General features: G+C 34.9%; 16 protein-coding genes and 1 tRNA gene. 7 read left to right on the plus strand and 10 right to left on the minus strand.

Features of this window, described 5'->3' with window-relative positions; all coding sequences use genetic code 11:
* Positions 1 to 8: 8 nt before the first annotated feature.
* Positions 9 to 839 (minus strand): thioredoxin family protein, encoded by an 831-nt coding sequence (locus HH304_RS00465; protein WP_169677480.1) that lies wholly within the window; start codon positions 837 to 839, stop codon positions 9 to 11.
* Positions 840 to 1,045: 206 nt separating this feature from the next.
* Here HH304_RS00465 and HH304_RS00470 point away from each other — a divergent pair, with 206 nt between their 5' ends.
* Positions 1,046 to 1,501: a hypothetical protein gene (locus HH304_RS00470; protein ID WP_169677481.1), complete on the plus strand. Its 456-nt coding sequence runs from the start codon at positions 1,046 to 1,048 to the stop codon at positions 1,499 to 1,501.
* Positions 1,502 to 1,969: 468 nt separating this feature from the next.
* Here HH304_RS00470 and HH304_RS00475 read toward each other — a convergent pair whose 3' ends face one another.
* Positions 1,970 to 3,280 (minus strand): DEAD/DEAH box helicase, encoded by a 1,311-nt coding sequence (locus tag HH304_RS00475; protein WP_169677482.1) that lies wholly within the window; start codon positions 3,278 to 3,280, stop codon positions 1,970 to 1,972.
* A 59-nt stretch (positions 3,281 to 3,339) separates the two neighbouring features.
* Between HH304_RS00475 and HH304_RS00480 the strand changes: the two genes are divergently transcribed.
* The 4 genes from HH304_RS00480 to HH304_RS00495 all read left to right on the plus strand — a co-directional run bounded on the left by HH304_RS00480 (position 3,340) and on the right by HH304_RS00495 (position 5,517).
* Positions 3,340 to 4,680: a dihydroorotase gene (locus HH304_RS00480; protein WP_169677483.1), complete on the plus strand. Its 1,341-nt coding sequence runs from the start codon at positions 3,340 to 3,342 to the stop codon at positions 4,678 to 4,680.
* 64 nt (positions 4,681 to 4,744) lie between these two features.
* Positions 4,745 to 4,820 (plus strand) — tRNA-His (locus HH304_RS00485).
* Between the two features lie 92 nt (positions 4,821 to 4,912).
* Complete coding sequence (locus HH304_RS00490) at positions 4,913 to 5,266, plus strand: hypothetical protein (RefSeq protein ID WP_169677484.1); 354 nt, start codon at positions 4,913 to 4,915, stop codon at positions 5,264 to 5,266.
* The gene (locus HH304_RS00495) at positions 5,266 to 5,517 is read left to right on the plus strand and encodes a hypothetical protein (protein ID WP_169677485.1); all 252 of its coding nucleotides are present in this window, start codon (positions 5,266 to 5,268) and stop codon (positions 5,515 to 5,517) included. Before HH304_RS00490 ends, HH304_RS00495 begins: the two co-directional genes overlap by 1 nt.
* Here HH304_RS00495 and coaE read toward each other — a convergent pair.
* Genes coaE through HH304_RS00530 form a run of 7 tightly spaced genes read right to left on the minus strand, consistent with a single transcriptional unit; the run spans position 5,490 to position 10,547 of the window.
* A complete protein-coding gene (gene coaE, locus HH304_RS00500; protein ID WP_333908723.1) occupies positions 5,490 to 6,098 on the minus strand; it encodes a dephospho-CoA kinase in 609 nt (202 codons plus the stop codon). The genes HH304_RS00495 and coaE overlap by 28 nt on opposite strands.
* Positions 6,091 to 7,044, minus strand: coding sequence for a YbbR-like domain-containing protein (locus HH304_RS00505; RefSeq protein WP_169677487.1), 954 nt, complete (start codon positions 7,042 to 7,044; stop codon positions 6,091 to 6,093). Before HH304_RS00505 ends, coaE begins: the two co-directional genes overlap by 8 nt.
* 5 nt (positions 7,045 to 7,049) lie before the next feature.
* The gene (gene yajC / locus HH304_RS00510) at positions 7,050 to 7,373 is read right to left on the minus strand and encodes a preprotein translocase subunit YajC (RefSeq protein ID WP_169677488.1); all 324 of its coding nucleotides are present in this window, start codon (positions 7,371 to 7,373) and stop codon (positions 7,050 to 7,052) included.
* 17 nt (positions 7,374 to 7,390) lie between these two features.
* Complete coding sequence (locus HH304_RS00515) at positions 7,391 to 7,933, minus strand: DUF1573 domain-containing protein (protein ID WP_169677489.1); 543 nt, start codon at positions 7,931 to 7,933, stop codon at positions 7,391 to 7,393.
* Positions 7,934 to 7,944: 11 nt separating this feature from the next.
* A complete protein-coding gene (locus HH304_RS00520) occupies positions 7,945 to 8,235 on the minus strand; it encodes a YtxH domain-containing protein (RefSeq protein WP_271711450.1) in 291 nt (96 codons plus the stop codon).
* A 7-nt stretch (positions 8,236 to 8,242) separates the two neighbouring features.
* The gene (gene nusB, locus HH304_RS00525; RefSeq protein ID WP_169677490.1) at positions 8,243 to 9,382 is read right to left on the minus strand and encodes a transcription antitermination factor NusB; all 1,140 of its coding nucleotides are present in this window, start codon (positions 9,380 to 9,382) and stop codon (positions 8,243 to 8,245) included.
* Between the two features lie 43 nt (positions 9,383 to 9,425).
* Positions 9,426 to 10,547 (minus strand): Glu/Leu/Phe/Val family dehydrogenase, encoded by a 1,122-nt coding sequence (locus HH304_RS00530; protein WP_271711451.1) that lies wholly within the window; start codon positions 10,545 to 10,547, stop codon positions 9,426 to 9,428.
* 191 nt (positions 10,548 to 10,738) lie between these two features.
* Here HH304_RS00530 and HH304_RS00535 point away from each other — a divergent pair, with 191 nt between their 5' ends.
* Positions 10,739 to 12,538: an ABC transporter ATP-binding protein gene (locus HH304_RS00535; protein WP_169677491.1), complete on the plus strand. Its 1,800-nt coding sequence runs from the start codon at positions 10,739 to 10,741 to the stop codon at positions 12,536 to 12,538.
* Between the two features lie 123 nt (positions 12,539 to 12,661).
* A complete protein-coding gene (locus HH304_RS00540) occupies positions 12,662 to 13,408 on the plus strand; it encodes a hypothetical protein (protein WP_169677492.1) in 747 nt (248 codons plus the stop codon).
* On the opposite strand, the gene HH304_RS00545 is transcribed toward HH304_RS00540, so the two are convergent.
* The gene (locus tag HH304_RS00545; RefSeq protein WP_169677493.1) at positions 13,405 to 13,887 is read right to left on the minus strand and encodes a GAF domain-containing protein; all 483 of its coding nucleotides are present in this window, start codon (positions 13,885 to 13,887) and stop codon (positions 13,405 to 13,407) included. The genes HH304_RS00540 and HH304_RS00545 overlap by 4 nt on opposite strands.

Below are 13,887 nucleotides of genomic sequence, written 5' to 3' on the forward strand. Positions count from 1 at the left end.
TTTTAATATTAAATTTCTTCCTTTACCAATTGATCCAGTCTTTTAAGATAATCCTGATTTTCAATTAGTGCCCTTTGTTTTGCATAACTATCAATGTCTCCATCGGATTTATAACAATAAGCAATAGCAAAGCTCTTAAATTGATTCAATTCAACATGGTCATTAGATAACTCAATCTTATTAAGCTTCTTAAGTGCTTTACTGTAATTCCCTTTTATAGCCTCATTAAAATATTGGTTTAATTCAGCCTTAATAGAAACATTTTCATCACTTGAATTTTTCTGTACCTCCTTAAAGTAATAACTACTCTTATTAATAAACTCACGCTTCACTTCTCCCTTGGCTTCATTTTCGCCTATATTCTGAAACATTAAAGCAACTTCGGTCAAAAACACCGGGTCATTTTGCTTTTCTGCACCCTCTAAGAGCGTTTTATTCAACCCCCCTAATGATTCCGGCAATTGATCAAAAATTTCCAAATAGGTATCTGGTAATACATATCCATTCTTTTCCCAAATAACCTCTCCATCAGCAGTCATTAACATGACTCTTGGAATTGATGTAATGTTATACTTACGAGCCAAATCCTTAAATCTGTCAATATCGACTTGAAGAGGAACGAATTTTGAAGAGTACTGATTGATCTCAGGAGTATTCCATAGCTGAGCATCCATCTTTTTGCATGGACCACACCAAACTGCCCAAAAATCCACCAGCATAACTTGATCTTTTTCCAATGCTTTTGCCTGAGCCATTTTAAAATCCCGCTCCCAGATAATTTGGGAAAACAATGAGTTAGAGACTAAAATAAATAGAAATAATGTGAATGTTTTCTTCATATTATTAGTTGATAATGGTTGAAAGATTATTTTAAAATAATTGGTTTTGATTTTTAAATATAATTTCATGATTCAATACATACCAAATTTTAATACGTTTTATGACCTAAATTAAATATTCAGATATTAATAAAATTATAATTGGAGAGCTATGATATACTGACTATATTATCAAAATCAACTAGTTATCACCCAAAACAACTATCATGAATTTACCCTTAACACCTAGTCTTAAGAATAAAGTGATTAGCTTCTTAGCATTAGTTATTTTATCCTTTACTCTTATAAATTGCGATGCTGGAAAAAAAGAATATGTATTTGTATCGATCAAAAATGAAAGTGAAAACGCTTTCGAAATAAAGTTTTATAAGAATAGTCAATTGGAAGATACAAAAAGTATTTCGACCAGTAATTCGTGGGTTTCTGAAGAGTATTTAGCCTCTGAACCTGATGGGTCATTTACTTTTCCAGATGATGTTTATGAAGGAGATTCTGCCGCTTTAATTTTTGATGATGGAAAACAACTATCCTTTAAAGTTGGTGAAATAACTGAGAATAATATTTATGAATTAAATAATTACGAAAAGATACAAAGGGAAAAGAATACATTAATCGAATACATTTATACTATAGACCAAAGCGATTATCAAAATGCCCAATAGCAAAATTACTATATAAATAATAACAGCTTGGGTTGAACTCCAGGCTCTTTTTATTATAAGAAACCACTGAAATCTAGCTGAGGCAATATCAAATCAAATTTTAAAATTCTACTCTTATTTCAGGTAACGAATTGCTATAAAAAATAAAGAGCCCGACTAATAATCGGGCTCTTAACCAGCTATGGAAAGAAAGATATACTTGTTTGAACTCTTAAAGTAATGAAAGTTATTCATCTCAATAAACCAATTAGACCAATGACTAATAATTGACGATGAATCTTCGCTTTTCGTCGATAAAATCCCGGAGGTTTGCTCCGGGATTCCCATTCAACCAGCTATGAAATAATCAACTTCTTTTAAGCGACTAACTTCATATGTATATTCCTTGAAAATGGAAAAGGTGAATGCGGTTTAGATAAACTAAAGGTAACTTTCGATTAATAACTTCATTTATTCGTTAAAACAAATTTAACGTCTTCTTGATTTGCCTTTATTTTGATTTTTAGCTTTAAACTTTTTCTTTTCAGATTTTGGCTTTTTATCATGAAAAGCTCCTTTGAAGTTGGGATCTTCTTTTTTGCGCTGAAAATCAATTGCTTTTAGGATATTCTGCTTCTCTTCTTTTGGAGTTTCAGTAACTTCAAGATCCTCTGGTAAATCCTTAACAGGGATGGTCATCCTGATAATCTCTTCTATCTTTTTTATGTGATAATTTTCAGCCGGATTTTCAAATGTTATAGCAGTACCAGACTTCATTGCACGTCCCGTTCTTCCAATCCGGTGTACATAGTCTTCATAAATTATTGGAACATCAAAATTAATAACATGCGATACCATAGAAATATCCATTCCTCTGGCAGTAACATCTGTTGATACAAGAACTCTGATTTCACCCTCTTTAAAATCATTCATAGCATTAATCCTGCTATTCTGACCTTTATTTGCATGAATTACACGGACACCACCCTCTATAGTACGCTCAAGATATTTAAAAATATTATCGGCCGTTCTTTTCGTCTTCACAAATACTATTACTCTGGAAAGGTTTTCGTCTTTAAGTAAAAGCGTTAATAAGTTAACCTTAGTTTTAAAGTTTGGAACCTTATATAATTCTTGTTCTATTGTTTCGGCAGTTGTGGCTTGTGGGTCTATTTCTACACGCTCCGGAAACTCCAAAAACTCCTCAGACAATTTTTCTACTTTTTCAGGGAAGGTAGCCGAAAACAACAAATTCTGCTTTTTCTGAGGAAGAATCTCTAACAATCTTAGTATCTGATGGAAAAACCCCATATCCATCATTTTATCAGCTTCATCCATTACCATTGTCTTAATTTGCTTGGTAATAAAAGCTTCCTTCCTATAGATATCCATAAATCTCTGAGGGGTAGATATAATCAGATCAACACCTTGTTCTGCCAACTCAATTTGGGTCTTAGGACCAAGCCCACCATAAAAACTGACAATACGAATATCCAGATATTCACTAAATTTCCTGGCCTCCTCCTCTATCTGGAGTACAAGCTCACGTGTAGGAGCCAGTATTACAGCCCTTGGGTCCTTTCCCTGAGCATACTTAAGTTTCATTAATATAGGAAGCAAATAAGCTGCGGTTTTACCAGTACCAGTCTGCGCAATGCCTAAAACATCATGTCCTGCTGAAATAAGAGGTATAGCCTTTTGCTGAATAGGAGTGGGAGTAATGTATCCGGCCTCCTCTACTGCATTAAGGATTTGCTTGTTAAGTTTAAAATCTTCAAATGATGTTATTTCCTTTGACATGTTCACTGATGGGTTTTGCTCAGAAAAAGACGCTATCTTTACAAATAAAAATCAGAAAGATGCGCAGTTATTTGATTTCCAATGCAAATATAGTCAATGAAGGCAGGATATTTACAGGAGATGTCCTGATTAAAGATGGAAGAATTGAAGAGATCTCTTCATCGATCTCAGCAGATAAAGCGGATGAAGTAATAGATGCTAACGGAAAATATCTTTTTCCGGGAGTAATTGATGACCAGGTCCACTTTCGCGAACCGGGACTAACTCACAAAGCAACTATAGGAACAGAATCCAGAGCAGCTGTAGCTGGAGGTGTAACATCTTTCATGGAAATGCCAAATACTGTTCCACAAGCACTCACTCAGGAGCTTCTTGCTGATAAATATGCTATTGCAGCAAAATCTTCACCCGCAAACTATTCATTTTTTATGGGTGCCAGTAATGACAACCTTGATGAAGTTTTAAAAACTGATCCTTCTAAAGTCTGTGGAGTAAAAGTTTTTATGGGCTCCAGCACAGGAAACATGCTTGTTGACAATCAACAGACCTTAGAGTCGATTTTTTCTTCTACACCTATGCTCATCGCTACCCATTGTGAAGATGAAGAAACTATCAGAGCAAATACTGCTGAATACATAAAAAAATACGGAGATGATATTCCAATCAAATATCACCCGATAATCAGATCTGAAGAGGCTTGCTACAAATCTTCCTCATTTGCAGTGTCATTAGCTAAGAAACACGGTGCCAGACTTCATGTTTTACATATAAGCACTGCTAAAGAGTTAGAATTATTCTCTAATGAATTGCCACTTGAAGAGAAAAAGATTACTGCTGAAGCCTGCATACATCATTTATGGTTTTCAGATGAAGATTATGATGAAAAAGGAACATTGATAAAATGGAATCCTGCAGTTAAAAAAGCATCTGATAGAGCAGCTATATGGGAGGCTGTTAATAATAACACTATTGATGTAATAGCTACAGACCATGCTCCTCACACAATGGAAGAAAAGCAAAATCCATATACTAAAGCTCCAAGTGGGGGCCCGTTAATTCAACATAGCCTTGTTGCAATGATTGATAAATACAAAGAAGGAAAAATCACATTGGAACATATCGCCGAAAAAATGGCTCATTCACCTGCCAGATTATTCAGAATAAAAGAGAGAGGGTATATTCGCGAAGGATACTATGCCGACCTTGCACTGGTTGATCTTAATGAAACAACTCCTGTAAATAAAGAAAACATCTTATATAAATGTAAATGGTCTCCTTTTGAAGGGTATACATTTAAAAGCCAGGTAACACATACATTTGTATCAGGAAATAAAGTTTATGAAAACGGGGCTGTTTTCGACGATAAAATAGGTATGAGGATGGAATTTAACATTGATTGAAAAAAATTAACCATTAATCTTTGCAGTTTATCTATCCTTGTCTAAATTTGCTGCCCAATTAGACGGTGATTGTAGCTCAGTTGGTTAGAGCGCTAGTTTGTGGCACTAGAGGCCGCCGGTTCGAATCCGGTCTTTCACCCGAAAAAGCTCTCAAGAAATTGAGGGCTTTTTTGTTTTCTGATTTTTACTATTTATATTCAGCCTCATTAATTTTTTTAACATTAAAGAGGCGATGCTTACCAGAAAAATATCAAAATATTCAGCCATCATTTTTACAATTCTTTTGGCTGTACTCTGCGCAGAATTACTCAAAAAACTAATTCACGGATACAAAGATTTTAATAACCCATATTTATCCACACTTATAATTATGCTTGCAATGGTATTTATTTACTACCCGGCATACCATTTTATTAAGCACCTTGCAGAGAAGTTTTCGAGATCATATATCCGTAATAGTAAAAAGGTTTTCAGAAGCAAATACCTGGGAATATTCTTGGCTGTAACTATCGGTTTATCAGCAATTTATTGTATCTTCCTATACTTATGGTTTAATATAAATGTTCTGCATATAGCTGGCCTGTAATGATTAGTCTAAACACTTTTATGGCCCTTTCCAAAATCGAAAAGATAAAGACATTATATCTTCAAGGGGAATTTATTGTGTCAATCAGGTACTATAAACACAAGGTGAACTTATATCTATTGGCAAACAATTATGTAGAGGTATTTTATAATCCTAAAACGGATAAAGTTGATAAAATAGCACCTTTAGACTTTACTGAAAAAAGAATGAAATTTTATACTGATCAAATTTCGTTACCTGCAGTAAGTTGATTGTGTAATTTTATTACAGGCTCTAAAACACTTTGCTCATTATCGTTATATACAACAAGGTCAGCAAGCTTTTTCTTTTTACCCTCACCCCATTGTTTATCCATTATAGCTAATACCTGCTCTTTAGATCGTTGGGAATCTCTTAATAACACTCTATTAAGTCGTATTTCCTTAGGAACACTGACATGAATAACTTGATCAAGGGCTTTATAACTACCTGCTTCAAAAAGCAATGCTGCTTCTTTAATTAAATATTTATGATCATTATTCTGGCTAACCCAATTTTCAAAATCTTTGCCCACTGCCGGGTGAACCAAAGAATTTATCAGATTTATGTTTCCCTCATCTGAGAACACTTTTTCGGCAAGGTAAGATCTATTTGGTAATCCATTTGGCAGGTACGACTCTTCACCAAAAGCTTCAATTATTTTCACCTTTAGTTCCTCATCGTTTGCCAATAGTAACTTGGCTCTTGAATCGGCATCATAAACAGGAACACCTAAAGCTGAAAAAACTTTACAAACAGTGCTTTTACCAGCACCAATTCCTCCGGTAACACCGATAAGCTTAGGCTTATTCATCATAAACTAATTGAATAGAACTTGAATCATATGACAGCACTTTCATAATAGCAGGGTAATCGATTACATTCGGCCTTATAGTAGAATCTGATTTAATACTATCATAATTCAGCTCTACCACAATATCGCTGCTATCAAGTCCACTTCTGTTTTTTAAGAAATAATAGGTTACAGAAATTTTCTCTTTTTCGGGCCTGATATTATCTGGAAAATTAACCATTTTTAATGGCACCATCTTCTGAATCTGGTTGGCCTTTTTAACACCTATTGAAATATTAATTTCTTCAGGGCTGCCTGAAACATATTCTGTAATAAATGGAGTAGTAATTATTTCCTGATAATCTCCATCTAGTGGACTTTCATTTTTTAGCACAATGTTTAAAGTATCAGGTAAGCTATCAATCATTGACTTAGGCCCCGAATATTTTATGTATCGGGTACTGAACATGATACTATCATTATAATAAAACAATGGCTTAAACTGTACCGTAGTTGAATCAATATCCAAAAACACCTTCTTTTCAGTGAAATACTGAATATCAAAAGAAATGGTATCTGTTAGAATACTGAGTATCGTAAGGTTAGAAAATTCATCAGAAATAATATCCTCTACAGAGCTAGTAAGAATATATTTTTGTTCTGTTGGATTCTGGATGGGTATTAGAACCGGGTCTTTGTTTATTCCAAGGGTAGTTCGTAAAAGCTCCCAGCCTCCACCATTGAGTTGTAATGAAATGGTATTAGTCGGTTCTTTTACAATCACCGTACTATCACTATTATAAGTGAATTCTACGGGGTAATTAACTATTGCTTCGTAGTCAGTTTTATTAAGGGCATTAAAAAACCAAAAAGTAGTGGCGCCCAAAATACAGAGCGCCATTACTTTTGCATTACTTTTTGAAACTGATTTTAAAAAGTTATTAATACTTCTTAAGAAGTCACTCATCCATTTTAATTATCTTTTTTTGAACCTTCATTAACTCTTTTTGAGTTTTCAAGTGATATAGCCGAACGTTCAAAAGTAAGTTTAAACCCTCTTTCAACTTCAACAACTACTGTGTCATCATTTGGAAGGTCAAAAATCTTACCATGTAGACCGCCGATGGTTACTACACGATCTCCTTTTTTTAATTCACTAATAAATTTCTTAGTGTCTTTTTGTTTCTTTTGCTGAGGGCGGATCATAAAAAAGTAAAAGATCACAATTATGGCAACAAAGAAAATAATTTGTTCCACACCCCCACCGGAGGCCTGTAGTAATATTGAGTCAAACATTAATTAGTCTTTAAAAATTATTTTAAAATTGAACTTTTTCCGTCTGCACTTGCAACATTTCCTTTAATATAAAGAACTGTTCTTGCAGGGTTTGTATTTGCAGTGATCGTAACAGATTTATTTTGACGACCAACTTTATTCTTACTATCAAATCTAACATGGATTTCTCCTTCTTCACCTACAGCCACTGGCTCTTTAGTCCACTCAGGAGTAGTACATCCACATGATGCCTGAACATTACTAATTAATAGTTCAGATTCGCCTGTATTTTTAAACTTGAAAACGTGTTCTACAACATCTCCCTCAGTAATATCACCGAATTCATAAGTATTGTTATCAAATTCAAATGCAGGAAGAGGAGCATTTGGATCAACCTGAGGCTGAGCACTTGCATTTGCAGTAGGTATGCTTTGAGCTACAGGAGTAGTACTGCTAACCTGACCAGTCTGTTCAAGTTGAGCTACTCTGTTTTCCAAATCTTCAACTCTTTTCTCAAGCTTATCATTTGTACAGCTTGCAAAAACCAACGCTACTAAAGCTAGTAAACTTAACTTTTTCATAATCTCAAAATTTATTTTTTCTTCAATTGTCCTAATAATTCATCAACATCATCAAGTAGTTGTTCAGCTTTTGTTTTTGCTTCTGAAACAACTTTTTCACCATCACTTTTAGCTTGATTAGCATGCTCCACTTTTCCTTCAATAAGGTCGTCGATCAGCTCTTCTAGCTGTTTTTTATATTTGTCAAGTTGGTAAGTTAGTTTATCCCTGGTATTACTTCCTTTATCAGGGGCAAACAAAATTCCAATTAGCGCTCCTGACGCTAATCCTGTTAAAAATGCGAGTAGGTTGTTTGATTTCATGGTAATCCTATTTATTGTCTAGAAGACCCCTTCCACTCTTCTTAATCTTTCCGGCAGACTTTAAGTCATTAGCGATTACATCTAACACACCATTGACAAATTGTCGGCTTTTAGGGGTACTATATTTCTTTGATATTTCAATGAATTCATTAATTGTAACTTTCACAGGGATGTTTGGAAAATTAATCATCTCCGATACTGCCAACATAAGGATAATTCTATCTGTAGTTGCAAGCCTCTCTACATCCCAGTTCTTAGTTTTTTCGGCGATCACTTCTTCATACTCCTCTTCATTATCAAGGAAATAATCATAAGTATCCTCGAAAAAAACTTTATCGTCTTCCCAATTATAAGATAATTCTCTCAATTCCACAGAATCTTCTTCAGATTCTTTTATGGTTTTCAGGGCCAGACTCTTTACAATGTTCTTATCTTCAGTCCAATGGATATCCTCTTGCTCGAAAAAATCCATTATCACCTGATTCTTAAAAATAATATTTTTTACAAGGTATTGAACAAACGCTTTGTCTCCTTCAAAGGTCTTATCTTTTTTCAAGTACTCTTTATATTCCTCAGAATCTCTGATCAAAGACTTAAACCAACCTTCAACTTCTGGCTGTAATTCTTTGGTATCAATCTTCTTTCTTAAGATTGAATTCTCAAATTCGTCTGACTTTTTAAGAAGACTAATTATTGTATTATTTATAAACTTTGCATCTCTATCCTCTTTTAGATATCTGTTTGAAGTTGGATCAGCCAAATCGACAATCAGTTTTAAAGACATCAGGTAATGATTGTAAATTTCTTCAGCTTCAATTACCATGCGTCTCTTCAGATGCTTTCGGTCTTTATCATTTTGCTGACCATATTCTCCAAATGATTTTTCAATCGCATTATTGATATCTTCATCAAGAGATGAGTCATAGACGAACTCTCCATCTTTGGCAAACAATGTATCAAACTGAGCCAGGGCCATCTCCCTCTTTTTCTTCAGTTCATCTTTGTCCTGAACCTCATTTGCATTCAGGTCTGGCAAAAATGAATCGTGCACAAGATTTCTGGCCAATTCCCTATTTGCATTTTTGCTTTGTAGATATGCAAAAATACTTTGCATTGCCTTGATTCGAAGAATTCGTCTATTGATCATATCAGTATTAAAAGAACGTATTAATTATTTTTGGGCATTAAATTCAGTAAGAAAGTTTTACCTTCCCTATTTTTTCAATCCTGTCAACAGCCATTTTCATTGCTGCTTCCTGAGGAGTTATGTTTTCTCTTTCTGCTCTGTCTAAAGCTTCTAAGAGCGTATCGTAAATTTTATCCGACTGCTCATATGCCATTTTAGAATGACCACTCTTAGCATACTCCATGTATACATTGATCACTCCACCTGCATTTATCAGGAAGTCAGGAGCATATACGATTCCTCGTTTGATAAGTTCCGCTCCATGTACATTTTCATCTTTCAACTGATTGTTAGCTGCTCCGGCAACTATTTGACATTTCAGCTGTGGAATTGTATCATCATTAAGCGTCGCCCCAAGTGCGCAAGGAGCATATATATCCATATCAAATGAGTAAACATCTTTAGGCGCTATGATTTCTGCACCATATTTTTTATTTACTTCATTTAGTTTCTCTTCGTTTATATCCGAAACAAAAACTTTAGCATTTTCCTTTGTAAGGTGATCAACAAGATATTGACCAACATTTCCTACTCCTTGTACTAAAACCTTCTTGCCTTCCAGACTATCTGCACCATAAACTCTTTTGGCAGCAGCTTTCATTCCAACATAAGTACCATAAGCAGTTACAGGAGAAGGATCGCCCATTCCACCCATATATTCTGGCAAACCAGTAACATGGCTTGTCTCCATATTAATGTATACCATGTCTGCAGTGCTCATACTTACATCCTCTGCAGTCACATATTTACCATTTAGGCTTTCCACAAATCGACCAAACCTTCTTAGAAAAGCTTCATTTTTCAGTTGTCTAGGGTCACCGATAATTACTGCTTTTCCTCCACCAATATTCAATCCAGCAAGTGCATTTTTGAAAGTCATCCCTCTGGATAATCTTAACACGTCAGTTAGTGCCTCGCTGTCACTGGCATAATTCCACATTCTTGTACCACCTAAAGCAGGGCCAAGAACCGTGTTATGAATACCAATTATTGACTTAAGGCCAGTAGGCTTATCATAACAAAAGACAACTTGTTCGTGCTCCATTGAAGTCATCTGATTGAATATTGCCACTCCATCTGAGCCTGCAACAGCCTGAGCCTGATCTAAATCTTTTACTTCTTGCATTAGTTTGGGTTTTAATAAATTGCTGTTTACTGATTTTAATTACAAAAATATTGCAAAAATACTCGATTTCTGTGAAATGACCTGCTATAAAAAGAATGCTTTACATTTTTTCCTCACATATAGTTAACAAAATACACTTATCTTAACTTTGAATTTTGGAACTTAATACAAATTCAAGCGTTTTACTTATTGTGAAAGAACTTAGACACCTCAATAAATACCTTTTCAAATACAAGCACCTGATCTTACTGGGTCTGTTGTTTATCATCATAAGTAACATCTTTGTAATTGCCCCTGCGCCAATCGTAAGGCATGCTATAGATTATGTTACAGGCACCTTAAAGCCATATAATATGATGGAGGGTACTGATCTGCAGCAAAACTTATTAGATCAGATTTTCGGTCACATTGGTTGGTTTGTATTGTTAATTATTTTAATGGCGATTGGTAGAGGTCTGTTTCTTTTCCTGGTACGACAAACCATCATTGTAATGTCAAGGTATATTGAGTTTGATCTGAAAAATGAAGTTTATAATCATTATCAGATTCTTCCTCTGGCATTTTATAGAAAAAACAACACTGGTGACCTGATGTCAAGAATTTCTGAAGATGTCAGTAGAGTAAGAATGTATCTGGGGCCAGCAATTATGTATGGCCTGAACATGTTTACATTATTCATGATGGTTATTCCATATATGATTTCCATCAACCCGAAACTTACTTTATATGCCCTTTCACCACTACCTATTTTATCTATTAGCATTTATTACGTTAATAACATTATAAATAAAAGATCTGAAGAAATTCAGGTTGCTTTATCCGGGCTCAGCACTTTTGTTCAAGAGGCATTTTCCGGAATAAGAGTAATTAAATCTTTTGTCAGAGAAGAAGATTCTGTTAAAAACTTCACTAAAGAAAGTGATCAGTATAAGCACAAAAACCTTCGCCTGGTTTTTGTTAATGCTCTTTTTCTACCTCTAATCATGGGTCTTATCGGCCTAAGTGTAATCCTTACAGTTTATATTGGCGGTAACGAGGTTATTCTGGGGAATATCACAGTTGGTAATATTGCAGAATTCATTATCTACGTAAACATGCTGACCTGGCCTGTAACATCTCTGGGCTGGATAACAAGTATAATTCAACGAGCAGAGGCATCTCAAAGACGGATTAATGAATTTCTGAAAACTGAAAACGACATCGTTTCAGAAAAAAATATCCAAAAGCAAATTGATGGAAAAATTGCTTTTAAAGATGTGACTTTTACTTATCCCGATTCTGGTATAACGGCATTGAAAAACATCAATTTCGAAATAGATAAAGGGAAGTCTCTTGCTATAATCGGAACAACAGGCTCTGGAAAATCAACACTAGCCAACCTGATAAGTAGAATGTACGATGTTACAAACGGTGAGGTAAGGATTGATGATATTCCGATAAAGGATCTTAACGTTGAAAAACTTAGAGAGTCTTTAGGGTATGTTCCTCAAGATGTCTTTCTTTTTAGTGATACAATAAAAAATAATATCTCATTCGGTACAGAAGGCCTGACTGATGAGCTAATATATCAGGCTGCAAAAGATGCAGATGTATATTATAACATTATTGATTTCCCAAAACAATTTGAAACTGTATTGGGAGAAAGGGGTATTACGCTAAGTGGTGGCCAGAAACAACGTGTTTCATTAGCTCGGGCAATAGTGAGAAATCCTAAAATCCTGATACTTGACGATTCATTATCTGCAGTTGATACCAAAACTGAAAATGCCATTTTAAATAGCCTCAAAGAAATAATGAAAGGCAAGACTTCAGTCATTATTTCACATAGGGTGTCATCTGCAAAGCTTGCAGACCATATAATTGTTCTTGATGATGGGAAAATTATCGAAAAAGGAACCCATGAAGACCTGATGAATAGTCGTGGAGCATATTTTGAGCTATATGAAAAACAACTGACGTCTGAAGATTCAGGACAAACTCAGGAAGCCTGATATCAATATCTTTGATTATTAGCCAAGGTCTTAAAATGAAAAATAGCTATCTTAAAATAGAATAATTATCTTAAGTAATGACATTCTATTTAACCCCTAAATCAAGCCAATTGAATTAACCACATGAAAACACCAGCATTATTACTTGTAATCATTCTTTCAACCTTTAATCTTTTTTCACAAACTCCTACTGAAGTTACTATTCGGACTTTAGCAAAGGATGCCAAATTTATCGGGACAGGCATGGGAGGACTTTCAGTTGAAATAAAAGATAGTGAAACAAACGAGGTTATTTCTACCGGGATGATTAAAGGAGCTACCGGTAATACCGGCATGATACTGGCAGATTCGATTGGCAGGTATCAACAAAAGGCAAATAGCGAAAGTGCTAAATTCACTACAATACTAAATCTTAGCAAGCCACAAAAAATTGCAGTCACGGTAAAAGGACCATTATCATTAGCGGCTAAAAATCAGATAACCGTTTCTGAAGAATTCTGGGTTATACCTGGTATTAACACTTCAAATGAAGGTTTTACTCTTGAATTAGACGGTTTTGCTGTTACTGCTAATTCCCCTGAAAAAATTGATGATAATTCATACACATTAAAAATGAACACAGTAATGATGTGTGGATGTCCGATAACCTCTGGGGGATTCTGGAATGCGGATAAAATGGAAGCTACTGCAATGATCTACAGAAATGGAGAGATCATTGAAAAAGTCAAAATGGGCCCAGGAGTAGAAAAAAACACCTTTACCGGAACCTGGAAGCCCAAAGATAAAGGCCTTTATATTATTTATTATACACTCTACGACCCTAGAAATAATAACACTGGTGTAGATGAAACTTCATTCTCTATCAATTAAAGATATTCAGAAATTGATTCCAGGAGTTTTTCAAGGTACACCTTATCGGTTTCATCAAAATCGTTAAGTTCTTTACTATCTACATCTAACACACCTATAACTTCACCATTACTCATCACCGGAACTACAATTTCCGATCTTGAGGCGCTACTGCAGGCAATATGTCCAGGAAAAGCATCAACATCCGGAACAACTAAGGTCTGAGCTTTTTCCCACGACGTTCCACAAACACCTTTACCTTTTCTGATGCGCGTACAAGCAATTGGCCCTTGAAATGGCCCAAGAACTAACTCATCATTTTTAACCATGTAAAAACCAACCCAGAAAAAATCAAATGCTTCTTTTAGTGCAGCAGCTACATTTGCCTGGTTTGCTACCCGATCAGTTTCGTCACTAATCAAAGCTTTAATTTGAGGCAAAATATTTTGATATATCTCTTCTTTAGTTGCTTTCTCAGGTATTATTAAAGTTTCAGCCAT

It is taken from the genome of Marinigracilibium pacificum (assembly GCF_012926615.1).
In the GTDB taxonomy this organism is placed as follows: domain Bacteria; phylum Bacteroidota; class Bacteroidia; order Cytophagales; family Cyclobacteriaceae; genus Mangrovivirga; species Mangrovivirga pacifica.

What these genes read in the sequence shown, in the direction of transcription:
- yajC (WP_169677488.1), bottom strand. Translation starts at nt 7,373, where the DNA reads ATGTTTGACTCAATATTACTACAGGCCTCCGGTGGGGGTGTGGAACAA.
- HH304_RS00465 (WP_169677480.1), bottom strand. Translation starts at nt 839, where the DNA reads ATGAAGAAAACATTCACATTATTTCTATTTATTTTAGTCTCTAACTCA.
- HH304_RS00515 (WP_169677489.1), bottom strand. Translation starts at nt 7,933, where the DNA reads ATGAAAAAGTTAAGTTTACTAGCTTTAGTAGCGTTGGTTTTTGCAAGC.
- HH304_RS00475 (WP_169677482.1), bottom strand. Translation starts at nt 3,280, where the DNA reads ATGTCAAAGGAAATAACATCATTTGAAGATTTTAAACTTAACAAGCAA.
- coaE (WP_333908723.1), bottom strand. Translation starts at nt 6,098, where the DNA reads ATGAATAAGCCTAAGCTTATCGGTGTTACCGGAGGAATTGGTGCTGGT.
- HH304_RS00545 (WP_169677493.1), bottom strand. Translation starts at nt 13,887, where the DNA reads ATGGCTGAAACTTTAATAATACCTGAGAAAGCAACTAAAGAAGAGATA.
- HH304_RS00470 (WP_169677481.1), top strand. Translation starts at nt 1,046, where the DNA reads ATGAATTTACCCTTAACACCTAGTCTTAAGAATAAAGTGATTAGCTTC.
- HH304_RS00505 (WP_169677487.1), bottom strand. Translation starts at nt 7,044, where the DNA reads ATGAGTGACTTCTTAAGAAGTATTAATAACTTTTTAAAATCAGTTTCA.
- HH304_RS00530 (WP_271711451.1), bottom strand. Translation starts at nt 10,547, where the DNA reads ATGCAAGAAGTAAAAGATTTAGATCAGGCTCAGGCTGTTGCAGGCTCA.
- nusB (WP_169677490.1), bottom strand. Translation starts at nt 9,382, where the DNA reads ATGATCAATAGACGAATTCTTCGAATCAAGGCAATGCAAAGTATTTTT.
- HH304_RS00540 (WP_169677492.1), top strand. Translation starts at nt 12,662, where the DNA reads ATGAAAACACCAGCATTATTACTTGTAATCATTCTTTCAACCTTTAAT.
- HH304_RS00490 (WP_169677484.1), top strand. Translation starts at nt 4,913, where the DNA reads ATGCTTACCAGAAAAATATCAAAATATTCAGCCATCATTTTTACAATT.
- HH304_RS00480 (WP_169677483.1), top strand. Translation starts at nt 3,340, where the DNA reads ATGCGCAGTTATTTGATTTCCAATGCAAATATAGTCAATGAAGGCAGG.
- HH304_RS00495 (WP_169677485.1), top strand. Translation starts at nt 5,266, where the DNA reads ATGATTAGTCTAAACACTTTTATGGCCCTTTCCAAAATCGAAAAGATA.
- HH304_RS00520 (WP_271711450.1), bottom strand. Translation starts at nt 8,235, where the DNA reads ATGAAATCAAACAACCTACTCGCATTTTTAACAGGATTAGCGTCAGGA.